Genomic DNA, 25309 nt, shown 5'->3' with positions numbered 1-25309 from the left:
CTCTACCCATCCTACAGAACCGGCTCATAGATAGCGTTCAAGTGAGCGTTTTAATGTGCGATGGACTTCCCTACCAATCATCCACATTTCCTTGTCAGGCATGTACATCTCTCGCATCATTGGATGCATCTTTCTGTCGCGCCTAGGGCGTCGGGTCTCCCCATCGGAATCCACCAATCGCTTGCCAAATTTTTCAAGCATGACTTTGATGGATTCAACCTCTTTGATGAATTCACCATCTGGATTCCTGAGTAACTTCTGATTGTTTCGCGTTAGATCGAGAATTTCTTCCAAAATTTCGCTCGACGAGTCAATGGACTCATCTTCTTTGTCGACCTCGGGTACTAATGGTCTATTTTGAAGTAGGCTATTTAGCTGCTCCTCAAGAGTAGGATACCAAACTGAAAACGCTTTTTCGAGGCGCTCGTCAGAAAGCATCTCTGTGCCGCAAGCTCTATTAAGCGAAGAAATAAGTTTCTTTAAGTCTTCCTTTTCAAATATCGTGGACTGAAATTGTAGTATTGGGCCGCTAACCTCTGATCGCTTGATGTCGAATAAAAATGGGCTAACAGCCGCCTTTTCCATTGTCTTTGAAAGCGCCCCTGCTTCAAACGTAAGCCAAGGAGCATGTACGTTCTCCTTCGTTACGCACAGAATTCCAAACGTGGCGTTGTCCAACTATTTCGCAATATCAGTGCTCCACCTTGCACCTTCGTCAATGTCTTCTGACGACACATAGGGAACGATTGATTGAATTACAGAGGGTAACCAGTCCCGAAAAATAACCGCAGTCTTATGGCTTAGTTCGCCAGACCAGCTTAGAAATACCTTCATGCTGGGATAGTCCTTATTTGTGGTTGCTAACATAAAGAGAACACCTTTTTAGGTGCAAATTAATTTTCAATCCAAGGCGAAAAGCTACCCCGAAAATCCGTTAGCCATGATGCTATAACCACCCTTTAAATAGCAATTTTTCAACCATACCCATACCCAAATCGCAATCTCGCCCCAGCAAATTCAATGCATAAAAAACCCGGATCCCAGCAAACAATATTGTCTGCCAAAACCCGGGCTTTTGATTACCGCAACAAGTTAAAGCTTATTTTTTCATAAAACTAATGCCTTTCAACAAGGTCAGCGCCTGATACAAAGGATAATCTTTTTCCAAAGCTTCTTTCTCTTTCTCCAGGGCCTCTTCCTTACCCTCTTTAGCTTTGCCGTTTTGCAAATGATGCGACAAATCGGCTTCCTTGACCGGCTTGAACTCCGTTTTTTCCAATGACTCCAGCTTGACGCGAGCCAAGGTGATGTCCGGCTCAATACCCTCAGCCTGGATAGAGCGGCCTGAAGGCGTGTAGTATCTGGCTGTGGTCAACTTGACTGCAGAACCATTGCTGGTTGGCAATATAGTCTGCACCGAACCTTTACCGAACGATTTCTCGCCCATAATGACCGCGCGTTTTTGATCCTGCAAGGCTCCGGCAACAATTTCAGAGGCCGACGCGGAACCAGCATTAATCAATACCACCATCGGCGCACCGTCAATAAGATCATCAGGAGCGGCATTAAAGCGCATTTCCGAGTTTTCAATACGCCCTTCAGTGTAAACAATGAGACCGCTCTTTATAAAGGCGTCACTCACCTCAACTGCCGCATTCAACACCCCGCCTGGATTATTTCTTAAATCAAGTACCAAGCCCTTTAGACTGCCTGTGTTTTCCTTTTTCAACGAGGCTAGAGCCTCTTTAAGGCTTTCTCCTGTTCCGGATTGAAAACTACTGATGCGTACATAACCGTAACCTTTTTCCAGCATCCGGTTTTTCACACTTTTAACTTTTATAACATCCCTGGTTATACTTATTTTTAAAGGAGCCTCCACCCCTTCACGAATAACCGTGAGCAAAATCTTGCTACCCGGTTCGCCACGCATAAGTTTGACGGCATCAGCCAAGGTCATGCCTTTTACCGGTTGATCATCAAGCCTGACAATCAGGTCTCCGGTTTTAATACCTGCTCTTTGGGCTGGGGTATCGTCAATAGGGGAAACCACTTTAACAAAGCCGTTTTCCATTGTAACTTCAATGCCCAAGCCACCGAACTGGCCGGTTGTGCCTTCTTTTAATTCCTGATATTCCTCAGCAATCAAATAAGCGGAATGAGGATCAAGCCCGCTCAGCATGCCTCGAATGGCATCTTCCAATAACTTTTTGTCAGAAACGGGCTCAACATAATCCCTTTTAATTCGGCCAAAAATTTCCGTGAATGTGCGTAAGTCCTCATAGGGCAGAGCTTCCGCTGTATCCGCTACAGGTTCAGCATTATCACGCTCGGCAAAGACGCTGCCGCAGATGCCCATAAAAACACCCAACATAATCCCTAAGGACAAAATGAAAATATTTTTCTTTTTTAACATGTACCTTAAAACTCCAAATACTCGATTTCCTAAAACATGGCCATTAAACAGCTACTAACTTGATTCCGATTACTTTCGGCACCACTCAAGCGGATCAACCGGCTTACCTTTGCTGCGTATCCCAAAATACAACCCGGAATGACTACGACCACCGCTTTGCCCAACGGAAGCAATGACTTCGCCAACATCTACCCACTCACCAACCTGCCGATATAAACTCTGATTAAAGGCGTAAAGGGTCATATACCCATTACCGTGATCAATAATAACCAACAATCCATATCCGCGTAGCCAATCAGAAAAAACTACTTTCCCGCTGGTAATCGCACGTATCTCTGTTCCCTCGCTGGCGTTAATTAACACACCGTCCCAAATACTTTCAGTACTCTCGGCTCGCACACTACCGAACTTATTAGTCAACCGCCCCTTGACAGGCCAAGGTAGTTGACCCTTCAGTGAATAAAAGTCACCCTTAAGCTTAGGAAAATCATCCCTGGAATCCGGTAAGTCTTTGGCAGGTTCGTCTGACGGAGACTCAGCGGTTTTGTGCAATTTTTTTGTTTGCTCAACTTCAAAAGTAAGATCATTGGTCGATCTTTGCAATGAAGATACCAGATTTTTCAGCTTATTTTCACTTTCTTTCAAATGAATTATTTGTTGTTCGTTGGAAGAAAAGTCACTTTTTAGTTGCGTCAACAATTTAGCTCTTCGTTTTCTAACACCGTCTACAGCTATCTGTTCCGATTTCTTTTGCTCAAGATTTTTCTCTAAAAGCTCGGTTTCCTGCTGCTGCTGCTTACCAAGCCGATCCAAATGCTGCACAGACTCCGAAATGCCGGCCAGTTTTGTCAGGCGGGCCTTATTAAGATAATCGTAATACACCAGCATTCGACTGGATAATGCAGGATCTTGTTGATTAAGCAGCAGTTTTAATTGTTCCTTTTGCCCCATTGCGTAGGCAGCCTTTATTTGGCCCGCTAATTCTTTGTTCTGTTTAGCGACTTCATCCTGAAGATTCTGTTTTTCCTGTCGGATTTTACTCAAATTCTGTCGTTTTTGCTCAACCTGACCTTGCAATGTCTTTAATAAAGCGGCCGTCCTTCCGTAGAGTTTCTCAACTTCACCCAACTGCGTATTTAAAGTATTTTTTTGCAGCTGAATACGCTGCATATTTTGGTCGGCCGCTTTAATACCCGATTGAACTTCAGTTAGCTCTTCGTTTTTTTCCGAGATTTCCGCGCTACCCTCATGAACGAACGCACTCAGCAAAAAACAAAAAAACAGCTTCTTTCTCATCCACGGATTAAACAAATTTGATAAGCGATCGACCAGTCATTTCAACAGGTTGCTCAACCCCTAACATTGCCAGTACTGTTGGAGCCAAGTCCGACAAACTACCGCCTGCGTCTAATGGCTTGTCCCCTCCAACATAAACCAAAGGCACGGGATTTGTAGTGTGCGCTGTGTGGGGCTGTCCGGTTTCTTTATCGACCATTTGCTCAATATTGCCGTGATCGGCGGTTATCAACATCTGCCCGCCCACCGACTTTAAGGCGTCAACTACGCGCTGTAATGAAGAGTCGACCGCTTCCACGGCCAAAATTGCCGCATCCATTATGCCGGTATGTCCCACCATATCGCAATTAGCATAATTACATATAATGACATCATATTTACCGCCGGTAATGGCTGCAACCAAATGATCAGTAACCTCTGCTGCATTCATTTCGGGCTGTAAATCATAGGTTCTGACCTTCGGAGAAGGCACTAATATTCTGTCTTCTCCAGGAAAAGCGGCATCTATGCCACCATTAAGGAAAAACGTGACATGGGCGTATTTTTCAGTTTCCGCCAACCGCAACTGGGTCATGCCCAACTTCGATAAATACTCGCCAAGACCGTTTTTTATATCAGTCGGAGGATAGGCCACATCATAATCAAAATCCTGCTGATATTCCGTTAAAGTACAGTAATAGCCAGCGTGAGGTGCACGGTTCCTATCAAATGCATCGAATGTTGTTGCCGTTAGTGCTACAGAAATTTCGCGGGCACGATCCGCCCGAAAATTCATAAACACCACCGAGTCTTCAGGATCAAGAGCGACCGCCCGATGCTCTGAATCCAAAATAGCTGTCGGTAAAACGAACTCATCCGTTTCACCTCGTTCATAAGCCGCTTCCAACCCTTGTAGCGCAGAGTCCGCACTAAAAGCAGCCTCACCTTTTGCAATCAGGTCATAGGCCTGTTTTACACGATCCCAGCGATTATCTCTGTCCATCGCATAGAAACGGCCCACAATTGAGGCAATACGACCGACGCCTAGCGCCGCAAATTTTGCATTCAGCAACTCAAGGGAAGCCATTGCACTCTTGGGCGGAACATCTCGTCCATCTAAAAAAGCATGCAGATAAATTTTATCCAGGCCCCGTTTGGCCGCTAACTCGACCATCGCAGCAATCTGCTCTTCATGACTATGTACGCCACCAGGCGAGAGCAATCCCATGATATGCAAGGCTTTATTTTTTTCTTTGGCAAGATCAACGGATCGACAAAGAACCGGATTTAAATAGAAACTGCCGTCAATTATTGCATCATTAACCTTAGAAAAATCCTGAGGAACATAACGGCCGGTGCCTATATGAACATGCCCAACCTCTGAGTTGCCCATCTGTCCGCCCGGCAATCCTACGACAGCGCCGGAGCAACTGAGCAGCGTCATGGGACAGTCTTTCTGCAATTTATCCCAACAAGGTGTGTTAGCCATTGCAATGGCATTGTATTCTTTGTCCAACGTGTAACCGAATCCGTCAAGGATCAGCAATACCACCGGCTTTGGTCGATTTACCATCTTTAAATTTATCTCCCGATACTAAAAAAAATCCGCATCACTACCCCCCATACAAAATAAATCACTTTGTACTCCATTTGATTCTTCATTACCCAAAATGGTCGTAGTGATGTATTATTTTGCCAGATTTACTGGTTTTTCGTATTTTGGCAACATGCCAATCACATAATCAAGTAGTCATTATATTAATACACGTTGACAACAGTTGTGTATAAATAATTCTTCACGGGTTCTTTTTAATCAGATTCAATAAACCAGAAATATTAAGCAGACCTATGAAAATTAAAAATCCGCACAATTTGTACAACGATACGGATATAGCCCAAGCAGCCCTCTGCTTAAAAGCAATGTCACACCCATTGCGTTTAAAAATATTATGCGTTCTGGGCAATGATTCAATCTGCGTACAACAAATTGTCGATCAGGTTGGCACCAGTCAGAGCAATATTTCCCAGCATCTGGCAATTCTCAGGGAAAAAAAAATTCTTGGCTCTAAAAAACAAGCCAACCGCGTTTATTATTTTATTGACGACGCCCGTATGCTGTTGCTCATTAAAATGATGCGGGATGTCTTCTGCTCTAATCACTAATTCATCTTTTCTTCATTCACTTAACTTTACAAATTTATCCATGGACCGTTATCTAGAATTCATTTTAAATCACTACATATTATCTCTCGCTCTGGCAGTAGTTACTTATTTATTAATCCAGGAATTATTCGATACTGCATTCAAAAAATTTGGTGCCGTTTCTCCCTTGCTGGCTGTCGCAAAAATGAACGATAGCGATACAATTGTTATCGATGTACGCGAACCGGACGAGTTTCTTAAAGGCCATATTGAAAACGCAATCAACACCCCATTGGGCAATTTGCCCGCTCACCTGTCAAAACTTGAAACACACAGAAACAAACCTGTCCTTATAGCCTGCCAAACAGGAACACGCTCAGCATCGGCCGGAAAAATATTAACTAAAGCAGGATTTGAGCAGGTTTTCGTTATTACCGGCGGCATGCAAGCTTGGGAAAACGATTACAAACTACCTATAAAGTCGGCCGGCAAGCACAAAAACTAAGCTGTGCTTTGGAAGCAGCAATCATATTAAACCCTACTCATAGAAATCCATCATGACTGAAGAAACCAACGCAGTAGAAAAACAATTTTCCATCCAAAAAATTTATACTAAAGACATGTCTTTTGAGACACCTAACTCGCCTAAAGTATTTACCGAAAAATGGGAACCCACTGTCGACTTTAATCTGGGCACCCATGTTGCGCCTTTAGAAAATTCAATGTATGAAGTAGCCCTCGCGGTAACCATCACCGTAAAAAACGGCGACGCAACAGCCTATCTTGTTGAAGTCAATCAGGCAGGAATTTTCTCTTTAAGCGGTTTTACGGATGCAGAAATGGGACCGATGGTTGGCAGTTTCTGCCCCAACATTCTGTTTCCTTACGCAAGAGAGGCTATTTCCGACCTCGTCACCAAAGGCGGCTTTCCGCAAATGCTTTTAGCCCCGGTAAATTTTGACGCCTTATACTCACAACATTTACAGCAAGCACAACAAGCGCCCGGTTCTGACACCATCAATTAATCCGCTCGATGAATAAGAAAATAGCCATCCTGGGTGCAGGCTCATGGGGAACGGCTCTGGCAATTCTGGCCGCCAGAAATGGCTGCCAGACGTTATTATGGGGTCATAATCCGGAACACATGGCATCGCTTACACAAGATCGTGAAAACAAACGCTATTTACCCGGACTGGTTTTTCCTGAAAACCTCACCCTGACTTCCAACTTGGCCGAAGTCGCAGACTTCAGTAGCCTGATGCTGGTTTCGGTACCCAGCCACGCATTCAAAGATACCCTGCTTAAGCTCAAAACGTATCTATCCAGTAACGTACAAATAGCGTGGGCAACCAAAGGATTTAATCCTGATAACGGCTCCTTGCTTCATGAAGTTGTAGCCGATATATTTTCTGCGCAAACGCCGGCGGCCTTGCTTTCAGGCCCCAGTTTTGCAGGTGAAGTGGCGGCCGGTCTACCGACAGCCATTACTATTGCTTCATCCCAACCGGATTTTGCAGGCCTTCTGGCCGACATCCTGCATAGTGAACGTTTTCGAACTTATACTAACTCGGATCTGATTGGCGTAGAAGTCGGCGGAGCAGTAAAGAACGTCATGGCAATAGCCGCCGGTATTGCCGATGGCTTGGGCTTTGGCGCCAACACCCGAGCAGCGCTGATTACACGGGGATTAAATGAAATCATTCGTCTCGGCGTCAAACTTGGAGGCAAACAGGAAACCTTTATGGGACTGGCAGGCTTAGGCGACCTTATTTTAACCTGCACCGACAACCAATCCAGAAATCGGCGTTTTGGGTTAGCCTTGGGACAGGGCAAAGACACAATTGCCGCCATAAAGGAAATCGGCCAGGAAATTGAAGGCATTTCAGCGGCAAAAGAAACCTTTTTACTCGCTAAAAAATACGGCGTCGACATGCCGATTACCGAACAAACCTACAAAGTTTTATATGAAGGTTTGGCTCCTCTGGCAGCCGTACAAAACCTGCTGGCTCGCGAACAAAAAGCCGAGTCTTAGAAATTCTTTCATTAGACTGAGCAATTAAAAGCTTTTTATTCACCACGAACGACTGCATGGACAGGAAATGATCCCGTCATTTCTCTGCATTCCTCACATCCCTGTGGGTTATGCAGGAGGTACGATTCCAAGGGCGGGGAAGTAGAATTGCGTCTGGAACAGCAACCGAGAGCAACGCAGGGCAGAAAAATGCTCCTGCATTCATTACATCCATGTAACTTAGCAGTTGCCGAGACACGAAGAAATAAAACTTCATGCCCTTCATGGTGATAATCTTTATACCTGTTTGATTATCGCACCTGCAAAATCCATCTGCCGCCAAGCCTCATACAGAACAATAGAAACGGTATTGGACAAATTCAGACTCCGGCTTTCTGCCCGCATCGGCAAATACAAGCACCGCTCGGAGCCCAGTTCATCTAACACAGTTGCAGGCAAGCCGCGTGTCTCGGGACCGAACAAAAAAGCATCCTCAGGCTGAAAACTCACCTCGCTGTATATTTTCGCGCCTTTGGTGGTCAGCGCAAACATCCGCCCCGGCTTAATGCTAAGCACAAAATCAGCCAATGAATCGTGCTCTTTTACTGCTACCCATTCATGATAATCCAGCCCTGCCCTGCGCAATTTCTTGTCATCCAATTCAAAACCCAGCGGCTTGATCAAATGCAACTGCATGCCGGAATTTGCACATAAACGGATAATATTCCCGGTATTAGCGGGAATTTCAGGTTCATATAAAACAATATGGAACACGCTCAGAACTTGATACTGACCGGCATCAGTTTCCAGATTTCGTTGTTGTAATCAGTGATAGTTCGATCGGTAGAAAACTTGCCGCTAGCGGCGCAGTTTAAAATACTCATTTTGATCCAATGATCCTGATCCTTGTAAGCCGCTTCCACTCGCTTTTGTGCATCGATAAAGCTACGGAAATCGGCTGCCGTCATCCATGGATCATGAGGACTTTTTATTGACGCCAAAATGTCGTCAAAAAGTCCCGGCTCAAATTGGTTAAAATGCCCGCACTCAAGCAGCCTAATGACCCTTAGTAAATCCTCATCCTGATTGATAATTGCATTAGGGTCATAGTGATGGCTCATTTCTTGAACCTGCTCTTCGGTCAAACCAAACAGGAAAAAATTCTCATCTCCGACTTCTTCACGAATTTCAATATTAGCCCCGTCCAGCGTGCCGATAGTCAACGCGCCGTTCATCATAAACTTCATATTGCCGGTGCCTGACGCTTCCTTTCCGGCGGTCGAAATTTGTTCGGAAAGATCCGCGCCCGGACAGATTTTTTCCATCGCGGAAACCCGATAATTAGGCAGGAAAACCAACTTTAATTTCCTACCCACATCAGGATCTGAATTAACGACGCTGGAGACATTATTCATCAGCTTGATGATTTTTTTCGCCATGTAATAGCCCGGTGCAGCTTTTCCGCCGATCAATACGCAGCGATCCGTCCAATTCGCCGTATCGCCGCGCTTAATGCGGTCATACAGATGGATCACATGCAGCACATTCAACAGTTGACGTTTATATTCATGAACACGCTTGACTTGTACATCAAAAATCGCGTCCACGTTAAAATCGACATCATGTTCAAGCTTCTTAAAATCAATCAGCTTTTGCTTGGCGTCTTGCTTGATTTCACGCCAGCGCTTGCGAAACTTCTTGTCTTCGGCAAAGGGTTCAAGCTTCTTTAGCAACGACAAGTCCGTTAACCAGCCATCGCCTATGGTTGCTGTGATCAGTTCGGCTAACTCCGGATTACATGCCGCGAGCCAACGACGCGGGGTAACTCCATTGGTTTTATTGTTGAATTTGCTCGGCCAGAACTCATAAAAATCACGAAACAAGCCTTGCTGCAATAATTTCGAATGCAACGCGGCAACGCCGTTAACCGAATAGCTGCCGACTATTGCCAGATAGGCCATTCTGACGTATTGCTCGCCGCCTTCTTCGATAATAGACATGCGGGTTAACCGGCCGGTATCGCCCGGCCAGTGTGCAGAAACTTCAGCCATAAAATGGGCATTAATATCGAAGATGATCTCCATCAGTCTTGGCAATAACTGCCTGAACAGATTAACCGACCACCGTTCCAGCGCTTCCGGCAACAAGGTATGGTTGGTATAGGCCATCGTCTTACGGGTAATAGCCCAGGCGTCATCCCAGACCAAACCGTGAACATCCAACAACAGACGCATTAATTCCGCTACTGCTATGCTGGGATGCGTATCGTTTAGCTGAAAGGTATTTTTCGCCGCAAACTCGGAAAAGTCATTACCATGGCGGCCAACCCAAGTACCGATCACATCCTGCAAGCTGGCGGAAGCAAGCAAATATTGCTGACGCAGACGCAGTGCCTTGCCGTTTTCATTGGCGTCATTCGGATACAGCACCATGGTAATATTTTCAGCGGTATTTTTTGCCGCTACCGATTCTGCGTAATCACCGGCATTAAACTCCTGTAAATTAAACTCTTCTGTGGCTTGGGCTTTCCATAAACGCAAGGTGTTCACCGTACCGTTCCGGTATCCCGGAATCGGCGTATCGTAAGGAACCGCGAGTATATCTTGCGTCTCTACCCAGCTCGTCCTTTTATTGCCGATCTCATCAATATGCGACTCGGTATGTCCGCCAAATTTAATCCTGACAGTGTATTCGGGACGTTCAATTTCCCACACATTGCCGTTACGCAACCAATGATCCGGTTTTTCCACCTGCTCGCCATTAACAATATCCTGCGAAAACATGCCATATTCATAACGTAAACCGTATCCGGTCACCGGCAGCTGCAAGGTCGCACAACTATCGATAAAACAGGCCGCTAAACGCCCTAAGCCACCATTGCCCAAACCCGCATCCGGCTCGCTTTCAATCAGCTCTTCAATCTCAAGCCCCAAATCGTACATGGCTTGCTCAACCGTCTCATTAAGGCCCAAATTCAGCATGGCATTACTTAAGGTGCGGCCCATTAAAAATTCCATCGACAAATAATAGGCTCTCTTACAATCGGTTTCTTTGTAAGTATTGAAGGTTCTTTTCCACCGCTCAATAAGTCGGTCGCAAATAGCCATCGACAATGCCTCATAGGCATAATGCGGCGAAGTATTGTGTTCATCCCTGCCCAGACGATGGCTGTAATAACGCTTGAAATCTTCCACAAGGTGCTGTTCACTCATGCCCAAATCAGGGAGCATGGTAATTGTGGATTTTGGTTTACTGGTTTTAAAGCTTCTATGCGGCATATTTTCTATATTACAGAGTTGATATTTAGAGTGATGTTAACTACTTTTTTTTATTTAGCCAAAATATTCCGTTGCTCTTGCCTTACTTTACTTTTGCCAAACATCAAAAATCCTATCGCAAGGTTTTTTCCCAGCGACTGACGAGTGCTGCAGCGATACTATTACCGAATACATTGGTCGCGCTACGCCCCATATCCAGAACCTGATCAACAGCCAGCAGCAACAGCAAACCGGCCTCAGGGATATGAAACATCGACAGCGTGGCCGCAATAACGATTAACGAGGCCCTGGGCACACCGGCCACGCCCTTGCTGGTGAACAACAACACCAACAGCATAATGAGCTGATCGCCCAGCGCCATATCGATGCCGTAGGCCTGGGCGATAAACAGTACGGCAAAGGTCATGTACATCATGCTGCCGTCAAGGTTGAACGAATAACCCAGCGGCAGCACCAGCCCGCAGACTTTCTCATCGCAACCGAAGCGCTCCAGTTGTTGTAACAGTTTCGGGTAAGCGCTCTCGCTGCTGGCTGTGCCGAAAGCCAGCAGCATCGGTTCGCGGATATGCCGAATCAGGGACAGAATTTTGTGCCCCAGAATCAAAAAGCCGACGAAACCCAGCGTAGCGCACAGCAACAACAATCCTAAATAAAACTCCCCGATAAAGCGTCCGTAAGACGCCAATACGCCGATGCCGTTTTGCGCGATAACCGAGGCCACCGCCGAAAACACTGCAACCGGTGCGACATGCATCACGTAGCCGGTGACTTTCAACATGATGTGCGTCAGTGAATCAAGTAGCTTGACAGTCGGATGAGCCAATTCGCCCAGCGAGGCGCAGGCCACGCCAAAGAACATGGAGAACACCACGATCTGCAAAATCTCATTGGCCGCCATGGCTTCGATGATGCTTTTTGGAAACATGTGCGAGACAAAATTGCTCAGTGTCGGCGTAGCCTGGGGCAACCCCGTTTCCGCCCCAATATCAGGCAGCGCCATGTGCAGCGAGCTACCCGGTTCGAACCAGTTCACCAGCAACATCCCCAACAACAGACTGAAAACAGAAGCAGAGAAAAACCACAACATCGCCTTGAGGCCGACCCGCCCGACAGTGTGAATATCGCCCATTTTGGCCATGCCCACCACCAGCGTGGAAAAAACCAGCGGCGCGATAATCATCTTGACCAGACGCAGGAAAATATCGGTCAGTGCGGAGAAAATCCCGATAATCGGCTTTAAAGCGGAATGAGGTTCAACGCCACCAAGCGTTAGGCTAAGCAGTTCGCCAACGATGATACCGAGCACCAGAGCCACTGCGACATAGACTGTTTGGCGATTGGGCCGCTGGGTGTGAGTCGTCATAAACAAAGTACCTTAGTTGAATGCAGAATCGAGTCATTGTTCAAAACAGCTAACAACCGAGCTTGCGGCTGAAGGTGCTGTCAGCCGTATGACGGACGACGCTAACTAACCCAATATATTGGGCAGAAAAGTGAGCCGCCCGCCCATGTTATTTACGCTCGTAGCCCGCTAAAAAATGAAGCTGGAAAATATCAGACACTGTTTAACAGCCTTAATGTTACGTACGAATTTGGAATAAAAACGGCCGAACTCTACCCCCACTTGCCAAGTGGACGAGAGGCGCGGGGGAGGTTTTTTTCAGACTTCGTTATTCTTTCGAAGAGAGAGCGGCTCAGCAAGAGAGCCGCGCGTCAACAGCTCAGTCATTTCCGTGACGCAAACCGGTCGGCTGAAATAGAACCCCTGTCCTTCGATACCTTCGTACTCCGCCAAAAACAATCGCTGTTGCTCCGTTTCCACACCTTCCGCCACCACCCTCAAACCAAGGCTTTGAGCCATGACGAGAATGGCTTTGACGATGGCGGCATCGTTAGGGTCGTTTTCCAGGTTGCTGACAAAAGAGCGGTCGATCTTCACGCCATCTATAGGAAAGCGCCTAAGATGGGTCAGCGACGAATAGCCGGTGCCAAAATCGTCAAGCATAAGTCCTATTCCATGATCCTTTAATGATTCCAACAGCGTATGCGCCGATTTGCCATAATCAATCAGAACGCTTTCGGTTATTTCAAAATAAAGTCGAATTGAAGATAAGCTGGCTTCCTTAACGATTTGTACCAGTGAGTCGAAGGAAGAACTCTGATTTAACAGTTGCCGCCCCGACAAATTGACAGCAATCGGTATGTTAATACCCAAGTTCTCGCGCCATACCTTGGACTGGGCGCTGACGGTGTGCAACACCCATTCTCCGATAGGCACAATCAATCCGGTTTCTTCCGCTAACGGAATGAAATTATCAGGCGAGACCAGCCCTCGTTCGGGGTGCTGCCAGCGCAATAGCGCCTCCGCACTGATGATCAATCCGCTTCGTACATCGACTATAGGCTGGTAATAAACGCGTAATTCATCGCGGGCCAAAGCATGCCGCAGTTCGTTTTCCAGGCTCAGGCGGTCCTTGGCCGGAATGCGTACTTTCTCGGAATAAAACTGGTAATTATCGCCACCCATCTCCTTAGCGCGATACATGGTGCTGTCCGCTGAAATAAGTAGCGCGTTTAAGTCGCTCGCATCGTCGGGAAATAAACTGATACCGATACTGCTGCTGATAAAGACCTCATGCCCCTCCAGTTGAAACGGCAGATGCAACGCATCAACAATCTTTTGTGCGGTGGTGGCGACAGCCGAATTATCCGCACAATCTTCCAACACGACTGTGAATTCATCGCCGCCCAACCGAGCGACAAAATCGCCATCGCGCATAGATTCTTTTAAACGCCGTGCAACAGCGGCGATCAGCATGTCTCCGACATGATGGCCTAACGTATCATTAACGATTTTAAAGCGGTCTAGGTCAACAAACATCAGCGCCACTTTGCTGTTCTGACGCTCTGACCTGGCAATAGCTAAGCGCAAATTTTCCCATAGCATGCTTCGGTTAGGCAGGCGGGTGAGATCGTCGTAATAAGCCATGCGATGCAAGCCTTCTTCCATTTGCTTACGTACGGTAATATCGGAAAATTGACCGACATAATTAACCGTCTGACCGTGCTCATCCTTGATGGCGCAAATACTCAGCCATTCAGCATAGGTCTCGCCGTTTTTGCGTCTGTTCCAAATTTCGCCCTGCCATTGCCCGGCTTTTTGGATCGTCTCCCACATTTCTTTGTAGAACGTAGGTTCCTGCCAGTGTGAGCTGAGAATATTCGGATTTTTACCGATGACTTCATCTCGCTCGTAGCCGGTAACCAACGTAAAGGCCGGGTTTATGTCCACAATATGAGACTCAAGGTCAGTAATAATAATACCCTCGGACGTGTGCTCAAAAACGCGCGCAGCCAAACGTCCGCGCTGCTCAGCCTCTTTGAGTTCGGTCAGGTCATTTTGGATGCAAACGTAGTGAGTGATTTTGTCTTCATCGTCCAACACCGGAGCTATGTGCAATCCGTTCCAGAATAGCACTCCGTTTTTGCGGTAATTGCGCAATAGTGCCTTTTCTTCACGCTGTTCGAGCAATGCTTTGCGCAAGCGCTCTACTTCGGGCTCGTCCTGGTCGTTATGAGGCATAAAAAACACCTCGCGACCCAATGCTTCAGCCGACTCATAACCGGTTATACGCTCAAAGGCCGGATTGACGTAGACCAGTGGGTGATCCTGTTGCGAAGCATCGGTAATAAGTATGCCGTTGTTACTGCAATTGACGGCGCGCTTGAATATACGTAACAGCTCTTCCCTGTGTTTGCGTTCTGTAGTGTCACGCAGAGTCACGACAAACAAAGCCTGCCCATCCCGTGTTACCTCGGTAACACGCATCTCGGCTACGGTGGTGGTGCCGTCCGCTCGAAGAATATCAACTTCAGTGCGATCCCCATCCACCACCGGAAAACCGAAAGGATTGTTAACCAATTCATCCCCGTAGCGCCCAAAAAGCTTTTCCGCAGCGGGATTGGCGAACAACACGTCGCCCTCGTGATCGACAACCAAAGAACCGTCAGCGCTGTGATAGGCAAGCTGGCTCAGATACTCCGCATCATCAGCAAGATGCACCGGAGATTGATCAATACGAGACATTATTCGTCCTTGAACAGACCGGTTATACGATCGATCTCATCAGGAGCAACATAAGTAGGGTTGCCCACCAGAATGCCGCCAATATGACGGAAGGGTTTGCCTATAACCATTCCTTTGCCATCAACAATTTGATATTCGCGAATGTCTTTATCATGATTGGAACCGCGCATTTTGAGCACAGTAATCCCGCGTCGCATTTCGCCGCGCATTTCCACATAGCGCAACAGAACAATGCTGTCAGTCAGAGTGGAAATGTGCTCTTCGGTAACTGATGTGCCACCAGTAAGCGTTGGCGTAGTCGCGGTAAACATACCGGCGATTTCCTGGTGCTTGATATAGGATGTTAACCCGATAAGGAATTCGCGGAAGCTTTTAACGGTTGATACCCGCTCCAGGGCGGAGAGGCTGTCCACAGCAAGCCGGTTGGGCTTGAAAGCATCGATTTCGGCCTTCATCGAAATAAAATGGTCTTCCAGACTACCGACTTCGGGATATTCACAGACTATTTTGAATTTGCCATCCTGCTCCATTTGTTCAAAGTCCACGCCCCAGCCAGTCGCATTGCGGATCAACTGCTCACGAGACTCTTCAAACGCGAAAATGAGGCAACGCTCATCATTACGCGCACCGCCGGCCATGAATTGAGCCGTCATCATCGTTTTGCCGGTACCGGTCGCCCCGGACACCAGAACGATGGAGTCTCGAAAGTAACCGCTGCCACACATATTGTCTAACTCGGTGTTGCCGGAAGTAATACGTATACCGGAAGAACGTTGCTTAAGCTGAATAGAGGACAACGGTATAACAACCACGCCTTCGCCGGGAATGACGCAAAAAGGAAATTCACCCTTCTGATGCGATGTACCGCGAAATTTGAGTATTTCCAAAGTGCGTCGGCGCTTGGCATCATCTAATACATTACGTAAGATGATCACGTTATCGGCGACGAACTCTTCCACGTTATAACGGGCAATGTCCCCGTATTCGCTGGTACGTTCTGCCGTCATCAACGCTGTGACGCCAAGATGCTTAATGGCTGTGGCGATGCGGAACAGCTCGTGGCGCACAACCGATGCGTTGGTGAAATGAGAAAAGACAGCTCCCAATGAATCCAAAGAGATGCGTTTCGCGTTCACCTTTTTTACAGCATATTCAATACGCGCCAATAAGGCGCCAAAATCAAAGTCACCGATGACTTCCGTCATTATTTCAGGATGGGGCGAAGCGTCCACAAATAACCATTGGCCGTTACTTTCGAATTCACTAATATCCCAGCCCAGAGACATCATATTGCGGCGGATATCCTCGGCGGCTTCTTCAAAAGTTACGAATACTCCGCACTCGCCGGCTTTAACAATGCCTTCAACAAGAAATTGCGCAGCAAACACTGTTTTGGCGCTGCCCGAAGTACCGGCTATCAACGTGGTGCGGCCCTTCGGCAAACCGCCATTGGAAACCAGATCAAAACCGGCCAGACCTATTGGCAATTTTTCTATCTGTAATCCCTCATTCATAATTTGTCACTCCAAGCCCAAGCAAGACTTTATTATAATCAGACAGGTCTCCGATAATACGACGGGTCGGACTAGGGGTTCGTTTAATCAGAGTAGGGGTGGCGAATATTTTTTCTTCTTCCGCCAGGTTCGGTTGCTCCAGGACATCGATAATATTAAGCGAATAATTACCCGGCATAGCTTTATCACAAAGCTCAATCAGATTATGTAAAGCACGTTCCGAGCGTGGACTATCCCCAGTTACAAAAAGAGTCATCAAGTAAGTTTTCATTGTGATGTTGTGTTATTCCCGGTCAAATAAGCCACGCTGCTGTCATCGTGTGGACGCAAATAAAATTTTCGATAAAAGGACGTCAGATAGCCTAGCATTTCGAATGCCATAACTCGCCCCTCATCCAAATAGAGTTGCGAATGCTGCGTGGGCTCAGCAAGCTTTTTCTTCATAACCACGCTATGAATCTCTACCACATCGCGCGGTCCGGCTTTCAATAAACCCAAGCGATCGACTAAAGCGCGTAATTCCTTGTCTAACTTTAAATCAGTTTTTTCTTTCGCTGCGTTCACAGCCAAGTCCAACAATTGTCCGTAACGAGTGGAAAAAGTTTCGAAGATATCTGGATTGTCTTCGTGCAAAGTCTTACAGCCATAAAATCGCGCAGTTATCGCTGTGGAAGGCAGTCCAATAATAGATGACAGACGTTGAATCTCTATTGCCTGTTGCTCAAGCCTTTCTGCATGGGATTGTGCTTCATGGCGCACAAGTTCCACTCGGTCATGTTCAGCCGTCAAACGTTGACATGCCGCTTCGACGTATGTTTCCATGGCAAGACTAATATCGAAAAGCACCAGTTTTTGCAAAGCCTGCCAAGTAGCGATAAAGCGTTCCGGCTGGTCGCTGAAAAGAGCCCAGACTTCCGGCAAAAGAACCGTAAGATATTGACAATAAGCGCCAATATACCAATGAGGAGAAAGCCCTAGACGTTCATGAGAGACGCCGACCTTTAAGCGACCGTGTACATACTCAACCCCGTAATCTCCTGCGGTAAGACTGTGGAAATAAGCGGACTGGCTGAGTTTTAGCCGCGCTACCGTGTCTTCATCGGCTAAGAGTTCGCGAGGTTCATCAAAATGCTGTAAATGCGCATAAAAAGCATTAGTGAAGCGTTGTTGCAGATTACGTGTGAAAGGATCGTGGAGGGATTTAAGATAATTTGCGTCTTGTTCGCCAAAACAAAAGAAGGATTTTCGTAGCTCCACCTCTGCCTCATCTATAGCGAAATCGGAGGGAACATCGCCTATTTGATTAGATGATTCTTTCATTTGAAGAATACGGCTATTAAGATGAAAAATGGCATAAAACAAGTAATTAAATTTTACGCGGCTAATTACTTAGAGTGCCTGTGATATAAAAATTATTATCTGTCAAAAAACCCTTGCATACAATGTTTATTACATTTACGACCAGAGAGCAACCGCTCTCCACCTAAAGTAATAATTGAAACAAAGTCTTATACTACTTGCAACGTCCTTATCTTACTGAATTAAGCTTCCTTGACACCGAAATTAAAAATTGACCGACATAATCATGATTGCCCTCTATGACACCCTATTATTTGTTGAATAGCTGCTACCAATAGCTAACAACACCGCTTCACCCCATTCCACTTTTCATCCTGCCACTGCCTGAAAAAAATCTCTTTGCTCAACGGCGTATCGGCTTGATGATGTTCTGCATGGTGCTGTAAATAGCGTTCATAAGCATCATCGCCGGAAAGGCGGCGCAACACCCGCCAAAACGATTTCAGTTTACTTAACATCAATCCCTCACCCAATCTTCAACCAAGCGGCTTGGAATATGCGGAGACTCAGCCAGCGGCAGTACCGGCTTTCCGGCCAGATAACGGCTGCAAACGCGCAGCATGTCGAACACGATCAGCCACAACAGGGCCACAAAAAACATGGTCAGCCAACCGTCCAGATGCAGATTGAAGATCAACTGCGGCGCAACGGCCGCTTTTTCCGGCGGCAATACGCCTGCCGCCAGCTTATCGGCCAAGTCATTGGCCGCAGAAAAGAAACCGATGCGGATATTGTCGCTGGCGATTTTCTCCCAGGCGGCCGTACTGGTGATCGTCACCAGCCAGGTCAGCGGCAAGCCGCTCACCCAGGCGTATTTGAGCTTGCCGGATTTGATCAAAATACAGGTCGCCACGCACAGCGCAATCGCGGCCAGCATTTGGTTGGCGATGCCGAACAGCGGCCACAAAATATTGACCCCGCCATTCGGATCGATCACGCCGATATAGAGAAAATAGCCCCAACCGGCCACTACCAGCGCGCTGGTCAAAACGACCGATGGCGTCCACGAAGTTTCCGCCATTTTCGGCCAGATATTGCCGAGCATATCCTGCAACATGAAGCGCCCCACTCGGGTTCCGGCATCCAGTGTAGTCAATATAAAGATAGCCTCGAACATGATCGCAAAGTGGTACCACAAGGCCAGCATGCTCTCGCCGAACGCGCTGCCGAAAATGCTCGCCATGCCCACAGCTAAAGATGGCGCGCCGCCAGTGCGGGCGAACAGCGTTGCCTCGCCCATTTGATTGGCTAACAGCTGCATCTGATCTACCGTGACCGGAAAGCCCCAGGAAGAGATTTTGGCAACGGCATCGACAGCTTCCTTGCCGACTACGCCAGCCGGACTATTGATCGCAAAGAACACACCGGGATCGAGCACGGTCGCGGCCATCATCGCCATGATCGCGACAAAGGATTCCAGCAACATGCCGCCGTAGCCGATCATGCGTATATCGCGTTCATTGCTGAGCAGTTTCGGCGTAGTGCCGGAGGCGATCAACGCATGGAAGCCAGAAATTGCGCCGCAAGCAATGGTGATAAATACGAACGGAAATAGTTTGCCTCCAAAAATAGGCCCGGTGCCGTCAATAAACTGTGTCAAAGCAGGCATTTTCACTGTCGGCTGCAACATGACAATCGCCACCGCCAGCAAGGTGATGGTACCCAGCTTTACGTAAGTCGACAGATAATCGCGCGGCGCCAGCAACAACCAGACCGGCAAAATCGCGGCCGCAAAACCGTAAGCCATCACCCACCAGGCCAGCGTTAAGCCTTCGTGGTCGAACCACACACGCAAGGTGGGATTGTGATCGATCCAGCCGCCGCCCATTACGGAAAGTAATAACAAAACCACACCCAACGCAGAAGCTTCCAGCACTTGGCCGGGACGGAAACTGCGCATATAAAGGCCGACTATCATCGCAATCGGAATCGTCGCCGACACCGTAGCCGTCGCCCACGGGCTATGTTTCATCGCGTTAACCACCACCAGTCCCAGCACTGCAATCAGGATGATCATGATCGCAAAGGTGCCGATCAGCGCCGCCGTGCCGCCCAATGCTCCCAATTCGTCGCGCGCCATCTGCCCCAGGCTTTTGGCATCGCGCCGGGTGGATAAAAACAGCGTCACCATATCCTGCACGCAACCGCCCAATACCGCGCCGAACAATATCCACAGCGTCCCCGGCAAATAGCCGAACTGCGCAGCGAGCGTCGGCCCCACCAACGGCCCCGGCCCGGCAATCGCCGCAAAATGATGGCCGAACACGATCCATTTATTGGTCGGCACAAAGTCGCGGCCGTTATCCAGTCGCTCGGCCGGTGTCGCCCGCGTTTCGTCAATCGCCAGCACTGTGGCAGCAATCCACGCCGCATAAAAGCGATAGGCAATGGCATAGATGCACAAGGCGGCGGTTATAAACCACAGCGTGTTGATGCTTTCGCCGCGATTTAAAGCGATACCGCCGACGGCTGCCGCACCGATGACGATGATGAGTACCCAGATAGTGTTTTTCAGTAGTTTATTCATCAGTCATCTTCTGTTTATTGTTGACATTTTAATAGTAAGACTAAGGTGATTATCCTGTTAAATTGCGATAAGCATCAACTGAGTAGCTTGATTAATACACCACGAAGAACCTACTCTGCTTAGCAAAAAAAAGCCCATCATAAAGACGGGCTTTTTTTAAACGCTTAAACGGACTATAAGATCAGTTTTTGGTTTTATCAACAATCTGGTTGGCTTTGATCCAAGGCATCATGCTGCGCAGTTTTGCCCCGACAACTTCAATCGGATGCTCTGCATTCAAACGACGCTTGGCGGTCATTTCAGGATAGTTGGTCATACCTTCCATAATGAATTGCTTCGCGTACTCACCGTTTCTGATGTTTTTCAACGCTTCACGCATCGCCCAGCGGCTTTCCTCGTTGATGACTTTTGGACCGGTGACGTATTCGCCGTACTCTGCATTGTTGGAGATTGAGTAGTTCATGTTGGCGATACCGCCTTCAAACATTAAATCAACAATCAACTTTAATTCGTGTAAGCATTCAAAGTAGGCCATTTCAGGCTCATAACCCGCTTCAACCAAGGTTTCAAAACCCATTTTTACGAGCTCAACTGCACCGCCGCATAATACCGCTTGTTCGCCGAATAAATCGGTTTCACATTCGTCGCGGAACGTGGTTTCAATAATGCCTGAGCGACCGCCGCCAATAGCAGAGGCATACGATAAACAAATCGCTTTCGCTGTGCCTGAAGCATCTTGATGAATAGCGATTAAGTCGGGAACGCCGCCGCCGCGTACAAACTCGGACCGAACAGTGTGTCCTGGTGCTTTAGGCGCAATCATAATGACATCTAAGTCGGCGCGTGGCGCAACTTGGTTGTACAAAATAGCAAAGCCGTGCGCAAATGCTAATACAGCACCTTGTTTGATGTTCGGTTCAATTTCGTCTTTATACAATTTTGATTGGAATTCATCAGGCGTCAAAATCATGACTATGTCCGCACCTGCAACCGCTTGTGCAACGGCTTGTACGGTTAATCCATGTGCTTCAGCCTTAGCCACTGAAGGCGATCCTGCGCGTAAGCCCACGACAACTGAAACGCCGGATTCTTTTAAATTAAGGGCGTGAGCATGACCTTGTGATCCGTAACCGATAATGGCTACTTTTTTACCTTTGATGATTGAAAGATCGGCATCTTTGTCGTAATAAACTTGCATGGTTTTTCCTGTTTTTTGGGTGTTTAGAATTAATTGGGCAAAGGGCGAAGGGCGAAGGGCGAATGAGCATTGCTTTTTCGCCTTTAGCCTTTAGCCTTTAACCTTAAGTTTACAAATGTAGCCCTTTTTCGCCTCTTGAAATGCCTGTCGGCCCGGAACGGACGACCTCAATTATACTATCGCCATCGATAGCGGCGATAAAGGCATCAAGCTTACTGGATGGGCCAGTCATTTCTACGACATAAGTGGTTGGCGTTACATCGATAATCTTGCCGCGAAATATATCCGCCATGCCTCTGATTTCTTCGCGCGTCTGCTCATTGGTTTTAACCTTGACCATCATTAGTTCCCGTTCGATATGAACGGAGTCTGCCAAGTCTATCAGTTTAACCACATCAATCAGTTTATTCAGCTGCTTGGTAATTTGCTCGATAATATCGTCGCTGCCGCGAGTGACCAGAGTCATTCTCGATAGACTGGGATCTTCCGTAGGCGCTACGGTCAAAGACTCGATATTGTAGCCTCGCGCAGAAAATAAGCCCGCTACCCGCGATAACGCGCCGGATTCATTTTCAATCAGGATAGAAATAATATGTCTCATTATGCCAATTCCCTGTCGGTCGATGTCCCTGATGCAACTCTTAAGGTCATATCATGATGCCCTTTGCCTGATTCAATCATCGGGTAAACATTTTCGGTTCGGTCAGTCAGGATGTCCAAAAATACCGTGCGGTCTTTCATCGCAAAGGCTTCTTCCAGAGCAGGTCTGACTTCCTCAGGTTTATCGATACGCATGCCGACATGACCATAAGCCTCTGCCAGTTTGACAAACTCAGGAATGGTATCCATATACGAATGCGAGTAGCGGCTTTCGTAGGAAAATTCCTGCCATTGCCGAACCATACCCATATAGCTGTTATTCAGGTTGATAATTTTTATCGGCGTTTTGTATTGCAGAGCGGTCGATAACTCCTGAATACACATTTGGATGCTGGCATCGCCGGTTACGCAGGCAACTTCGGAATCGGGAAATGCCAATTTAACGCCGATAGCCGCAGGCAAACCAAAGCCCATCGTACCCAAGCCGCCCGAATTAATCCACCGGCGGGGTTTGTCGAACGGATAATACTGGGCAGCCCACATTTGATGCTGACCTACATCCGAGGTGATATATGCATCGCCTTTGGTGACTTCGTACAATTGCTCAATCACATATTGCGGCTTAATCAGGCGGCTTTCGCGATCATATTCCAAGCACTTGACAGACCGCCATTGTTCAATTTGATTCCACCAGTTTTCTAACGCTTTTTTAGACGGCTTCTTTTTACTTTCCCTGATCATTTCAAGCATCTGCTCCAATACCGGCTTAACTTCACCTACGATAGGAATTGCGACCTTAACGGTCTTGGAAATAGACGCTGGATCAACATCGATATGGATAATTTGGGCATGCGGACAAAATTGATCCAGCTTTCCGGTAACGCGGTCATCGAAACGCGCGCCGATGGCAATAATCACATCGCTCTCATGCATTGCCATATTGGCCTCATAAGTACCGTGCATCCCCAGCATTCCGACAAATTGTTTGTCGGTCGCAGGATAAGCGCCTAGGCCCATCAAGGTGTTAGTGATCGGAAAACCCAGTGTGTGCGTGAATTCGATTAATTCCTTGCTGGCCTCACCCAAAACCACACCGCCGCCGGAATAAATGATCGGCTTTTGTGCAGTCAATAATAAATCCACTGCTTTTTTAATCTGTCCCTTGTGGCCGGTAACCGCCGGATTATAAGAACGGATAGTCACTTTTTTAGGGTATTTATAAGGTACTTTTATGCTGGGATCAGTTATGTCTTTGGGCACGTCAACAACAACAGGACCCGGACGGCCGGTGGTCGCTACATAAAATGCCTTCTTCATGGTTTCAGCCAGCTTGGTGACATCTTTAACCAGAAAGTTATGCTTCACGCAGGGGCGGGTAATGCCGACCATATCGACTTCCTGAAACGCATCGCTGCCGATAACCGGCGACGGCACTTGACCGGAAATAATCACCATCGGGATTGAATCCATGTAAGCGGTGGCAATGCCAGTTACGGCATTGGTGGCGCCAGGCCCGGAAGTAACCAAGACTACGCCTGGTTTGCCGGTTGCACGGGCATAGCCATCGGCGGCGTGAGTAGCGCCTTGTTCGTGTCGAACTAGAATGTGTTTGACATCATCCTGCTGGAAAATGGCATCGTATAAATGCAATACCGCCCCACCAGGATAGCCGAAAATATATTCTACACCTTCGTCCTTAAGACTCTGAATTACAATTTGTGCGCCGTTTAGCTCCACACTAATACCCTCAAAAATAGACTTTCGAATTAAGCCGATTATATGTGCGTTTAAAAATTCAAGGCTCAAATACTCGCCGTATTTTAAAGAACGTCATATAGACTGCTGCTGGTAGTCGCTTTTTTCAGGCGACATAATATAAGCATTTTACTAGGTTTTTGAGCAAATTGTACATGCATCTCTTATCCTTTTTAATTCCTGATTGGCCTGTAAACAATCAAATATTGATTGTCATTAAAAAGGTATTATCAGTGAACTTAAAGAAAAGCCGATTTGATGCCGGTCTCGATTCGAGACCTTAAGTAAGAGCGATTTGCTTTGGCAGGCGCTACTGCTCCAGAAATTCAACCTCATAACCGGCAAACTTGCGGATATTAATGACGCCGGTATCCAGCAATAAATATTGTCCTTTAATACCGTGCAGGACCCCGGATACTTCGGCGTTCTTATCAAGATTAAAGGATTTGACCTTAACCGGGTAACTGTCCACCGGAAAATGAATATCCACGACCGGCTCATCGGCTAAAAACTCAATTGCCTGCTGCCCAAAACGCTGGGTAATTTCGGCCAACTCCGCCTCACAGACAGCAATTAATTCATCCCGTTTTGCAATCAGATCGATAGGCTCTGCCTTACTTTTAAGCATTTTTTGCCAGCTGGTTTTGTCGCTGACATGCTTGGCAATGGCGATTTCAACCAGCCCTGAAATATAGCGCGACTGCACTTTAAAAATCGGCAGCGCCAGTACGGCGCCTTGGTCTATCCAGCGTGTCGGGATTTGCGTCTGCCGGGTAATGCCGACCTTAATGCCGCTGGAATTGGCCAGATAAACCACATGCGGCTGAAAACAGAATTCCTCGCCCCATGAGGGCTCCCGGCAGGTGCCGGCCTCATAATGGCAAGTTTCCGGTTTCATGATGCACATGTCGCATTGCGCCAGCGAAATAAAGCAGGGGTAGCAATAGCCCTGATTAAAGCTCTTTTTAATTGACCTGTTGCAATGTACACACAAGATCTTACCGGTATATACCAGCTTAATTGACTTGCCGATCAGCGGATTTAAAGCGACCAGCTGATCGCCTAACGGCAACTCGTACTGAACCGGCTTTGAGCTATCCGGCTCCAGTCGGGTGTGCATTTTTCTTAATTGTCCCTGCATTCAGGCATT

At 47.4% G+C, this 25309-nt stretch carries 21 protein-coding genes; 4 read left to right on the top strand and 17 right to left on the bottom strand.

Annotated elements, in window-relative coordinates:
* Nucleotides 1–24: 24 nt before the first annotated feature.
* The 4 genes from Q8L79_RS04650 to gpmI all read right to left on the bottom strand — a co-directional run bounded on the left by Q8L79_RS04650 (nt 25) and on the right by gpmI (nt 5261).
* Nucleotides 25–678, bottom strand: coding sequence for a hypothetical protein (locus Q8L79_RS04650; RefSeq protein ID WP_305268384.1), 654 nt, complete (start codon nt 676–678; stop codon nt 25–27).
* A 421-nt stretch (nt 679–1099) separates the two neighbouring features.
* Nucleotides 1100–2413, bottom strand: a complete 1314-nt coding sequence (locus tag Q8L79_RS04645) for a S41 family peptidase (protein ID WP_305268383.1) — start codon at nt 2411–2413, stop codon at nt 1100–1102.
* Nucleotides 2414–2482: 69 nt separating this feature from the next.
* Nucleotides 2483–3724, bottom strand: coding sequence for a murein hydrolase activator EnvC (locus Q8L79_RS04640; RefSeq protein WP_305268381.1), 1242 nt, complete (start codon nt 3722–3724; stop codon nt 2483–2485).
* Nucleotides 3717–5261: a 2,3-bisphosphoglycerate-independent phosphoglycerate mutase gene (gene gpmI / locus Q8L79_RS04635; RefSeq protein WP_305268379.1), complete on the bottom strand. Its 1545-nt coding sequence runs from the start codon at nt 5259–5261 to the stop codon at nt 3717–3719. Before gpmI ends, Q8L79_RS04640 begins: the two co-directional genes overlap by 8 nt.
* A 275-nt stretch (nt 5262–5536) precedes the next feature.
* Between gpmI and Q8L79_RS04630 the strand changes: the two genes are divergently transcribed.
* From Q8L79_RS04630 to Q8L79_RS04615, 4 genes are read left to right on the top strand one after another with little or no spacing between them, the layout of a single operon-like run.
* A complete protein-coding gene (locus tag Q8L79_RS04630; RefSeq protein ID WP_305268377.1) occupies nt 5537–5851 on the top strand; it encodes a helix-turn-helix transcriptional regulator in 315 nt (104 codons plus the stop codon).
* Between the two features lie 40 nt (nt 5852–5891).
* Nucleotides 5892–6335, top strand: coding sequence for a rhodanese-like domain-containing protein (locus Q8L79_RS04625; protein WP_305268430.1), 444 nt, complete (start codon nt 5892–5894; stop codon nt 6333–6335).
* 52 nt (nt 6336–6387) lie between these two features.
* A complete protein-coding gene (gene secB, locus Q8L79_RS04620) occupies nt 6388–6855 on the top strand; it encodes a protein-export chaperone SecB (RefSeq protein ID WP_305268375.1) in 468 nt (155 codons plus the stop codon).
* 8 nt (nt 6856–6863) lie between these two features.
* Nucleotides 6864–7862, top strand: coding sequence for an NAD(P)H-dependent glycerol-3-phosphate dehydrogenase (locus Q8L79_RS04615; RefSeq protein ID WP_305268373.1), 999 nt, complete (start codon nt 6864–6866; stop codon nt 7860–7862).
* A 276-nt stretch (nt 7863–8138) separates the two neighbouring features.
* On the opposite strand, the gene trmL is transcribed toward Q8L79_RS04615, so the two are convergent.
* From trmL to Q8L79_RS04550, 13 genes are all read right to left on the bottom strand, one after another.
* Nucleotides 8139–8615: a tRNA (uridine(34)/cytosine(34)/5-carboxymethylaminomethyluridine(34)-2'-O)-methyltransferase TrmL gene (gene trmL, locus Q8L79_RS04610; RefSeq protein WP_305268371.1), complete on the bottom strand. Its 477-nt coding sequence runs from the start codon at nt 8613–8615 to the stop codon at nt 8139–8141.
* Between the two features lie 2 nt (nt 8616–8617).
* Nucleotides 8618–11119 carry a glycogen/starch/alpha-glucan phosphorylase gene (locus tag Q8L79_RS04605; protein WP_305268368.1) on the bottom strand — a complete coding sequence of 834 codons (2502 nt, stop codon included), beginning with the start codon at nt 11117–11119 and terminating at the stop codon, nt 8618–8620.
* A 112-nt stretch (nt 11120–11231) separates the two neighbouring features.
* Nucleotides 11232–12482, bottom strand: coding sequence for a dicarboxylate/amino acid:cation symporter (locus tag Q8L79_RS04600; RefSeq protein ID WP_305268364.1), 1251 nt, complete (start codon nt 12480–12482; stop codon nt 11232–11234).
* Nucleotides 12483–12779: 297 nt separating this feature from the next.
* Nucleotides 12780–15206 carry an EAL domain-containing protein gene (locus Q8L79_RS04595; protein WP_305268363.1) on the bottom strand — a complete coding sequence of 809 codons (2427 nt, stop codon included), beginning with the start codon at nt 15204–15206 and terminating at the stop codon, nt 12780–12782.
* Nucleotides 15206–16720, bottom strand: coding sequence for a circadian clock protein KaiC (gene kaiC / locus Q8L79_RS04590; protein WP_305268362.1), 1515 nt, complete (start codon nt 16718–16720; stop codon nt 15206–15208). Before kaiC ends, Q8L79_RS04595 begins: the two co-directional genes overlap by 1 nt.
* On the bottom strand, nt 16713–16991 hold the full coding sequence (locus tag Q8L79_RS04585) for a circadian clock KaiB family protein (RefSeq protein WP_305268360.1): 279 nt from the start codon (nt 16989–16991) through the stop codon (nt 16713–16715). The genes kaiC and Q8L79_RS04585 overlap by 8 nt, the downstream gene beginning before the upstream one ends.
* Nucleotides 16988–18040, bottom strand: coding sequence for a protoglobin domain-containing protein (locus tag Q8L79_RS04580; protein WP_305268359.1), 1053 nt, complete (start codon nt 18038–18040; stop codon nt 16988–16990). Before Q8L79_RS04580 ends, Q8L79_RS04585 begins: the two co-directional genes overlap by 4 nt.
* A 317-nt stretch (nt 18041–18357) precedes the next feature.
* Nucleotides 18358–18537 carry a YbdD/YjiX family protein gene (locus Q8L79_RS04575; protein ID WP_305268358.1) on the bottom strand — a complete coding sequence of 60 codons (180 nt, stop codon included), beginning with the start codon at nt 18535–18537 and terminating at the stop codon, nt 18358–18360.
* Complete coding sequence (locus Q8L79_RS04570) at nt 18537–20606, bottom strand: carbon starvation CstA family protein (protein WP_305268355.1); 2070 nt, start codon at nt 20604–20606, stop codon at nt 18537–18539. Before Q8L79_RS04570 ends, Q8L79_RS04575 begins: the two co-directional genes overlap by 1 nt.
* A 181-nt stretch (nt 20607–20787) precedes the next feature.
* Entirely contained in the window at nt 20788–21804 is a 1017-nt protein-coding gene (gene ilvC, locus Q8L79_RS04565) for a ketol-acid reductoisomerase (RefSeq protein ID WP_305268353.1), read from the bottom strand.
* 109 nt (nt 21805–21913) lie between these two features.
* A complete protein-coding gene (gene ilvN / locus Q8L79_RS04560) occupies nt 21914–22405 on the bottom strand; it encodes an acetolactate synthase small subunit (RefSeq protein ID WP_305268352.1) in 492 nt (163 codons plus the stop codon).
* Entirely contained in the window at nt 22405–24141 is a 1737-nt protein-coding gene (locus tag Q8L79_RS04555) for an acetolactate synthase 3 large subunit (RefSeq protein ID WP_305268428.1), read from the bottom strand. The genes ilvN and Q8L79_RS04555 overlap by 1 nt, the downstream gene beginning before the upstream one ends.
* Before the next feature lie 328 nt (nt 24142–24469).
* Nucleotides 24470–25300 carry a DUF2797 domain-containing protein gene (locus tag Q8L79_RS04550; RefSeq protein WP_305268350.1) on the bottom strand — a complete coding sequence of 277 codons (831 nt, stop codon included), beginning with the start codon at nt 25298–25300 and terminating at the stop codon, nt 24470–24472.
* Nucleotides 25301–25309 lie beyond the last annotated feature (9 nt).

The organism is Methylobacter sp. (assembly GCF_030680395.1).
Taxonomy (GTDB): Bacteria; Pseudomonadota; Gammaproteobacteria; order Methylococcales; family Methylomonadaceae; genus Methylobacter_A.
Note: the sequence above shows the minus strand (reverse complement) of the source record. Positions and strands in the feature narration are given on the sequence as shown.

What these genes read in the sequence shown, in the direction of transcription:
- Q8L79_RS04595 (WP_305268363.1), bottom strand. Translation starts at nt 15,206, where the DNA reads ATGTCTCGTATTGATCAATCTCCGGTGCATCTTGCTGATGATGCGGAG.
- Q8L79_RS04580 (WP_305268359.1), bottom strand. Translation starts at nt 18,040, where the DNA reads ATGAAAGAATCATCTAATCAAATAGGCGATGTTCCCTCCGATTTCGCT.
- ilvC (WP_305268353.1), bottom strand. Translation starts at nt 21,804, where the DNA reads ATGCAAGTTTATTACGACAAAGATGCCGATCTTTCAATCATCAAAGGT.
- gpmI (WP_305268379.1), bottom strand. Translation starts at nt 5,261, where the DNA reads ATGGTAAATCGACCAAAGCCGGTGGTATTGCTGATCCTTGACGGATTC.
- ilvN (WP_305268352.1), bottom strand. Translation starts at nt 22,405, where the DNA reads ATGAGACATATTATTTCTATCCTGATTGAAAATGAATCCGGCGCGTTA.
- Q8L79_RS04630 (WP_305268377.1), top strand. Translation starts at nt 5,537, where the DNA reads ATGAAAATTAAAAATCCGCACAATTTGTACAACGATACGGATATAGCC.
- Q8L79_RS04645 (WP_305268383.1), bottom strand. Translation starts at nt 2,413, where the DNA reads ATGTTAAAAAAGAAAAATATTTTCATTTTGTCCTTAGGGATTATGTTG.
- Q8L79_RS04570 (WP_305268355.1), bottom strand. Translation starts at nt 20,606, where the DNA reads ATGAATAAACTACTGAAAAACACTATCTGGGTACTCATCATCGTCATC.
- kaiC (WP_305268362.1), bottom strand. Translation starts at nt 16,720, where the DNA reads ATGAATGAGGGATTACAGATAGAAAAATTGCCAATAGGTCTGGCCGGT.
- Q8L79_RS04575 (WP_305268358.1), bottom strand. Translation starts at nt 18,537, where the DNA reads ATGTTAAGTAAACTGAAATCGTTTTGGCGGGTGTTGCGCCGCCTTTCC.
- Q8L79_RS04615 (WP_305268373.1), top strand. Translation starts at nt 6,864, where the DNA reads ATGAATAAGAAAATAGCCATCCTGGGTGCAGGCTCATGGGGAACGGCT.
- Q8L79_RS04585 (WP_305268360.1), bottom strand. Translation starts at nt 16,991, where the DNA reads ATGAAAACTTACTTGATGACTCTTTTTGTAACTGGGGATAGTCCACGC.
- secB (WP_305268375.1), top strand. Translation starts at nt 6,388, where the DNA reads ATGACTGAAGAAACCAACGCAGTAGAAAAACAATTTTCCATCCAAAAA.
- Q8L79_RS04625 (WP_305268430.1), top strand. Translation starts at nt 5,892, where the DNA reads ATGGACCGTTATCTAGAATTCATTTTAAATCACTACATATTATCTCTC.
- Q8L79_RS04600 (WP_305268364.1), bottom strand. Translation starts at nt 12,482, where the DNA reads ATGACGACTCACACCCAGCGGCCCAATCGCCAAACAGTCTATGTCGCA.
- Q8L79_RS04605 (WP_305268368.1), bottom strand. Translation starts at nt 11,119, where the DNA reads ATGCCGCATAGAAGCTTTAAAACCAGTAAACCAAAATCCACAATTACC.
- Q8L79_RS04550 (WP_305268350.1), bottom strand. Translation starts at nt 25,300, where the DNA reads ATGCAGGGACAATTAAGAAAAATGCACACCCGACTGGAGCCGGATAGC.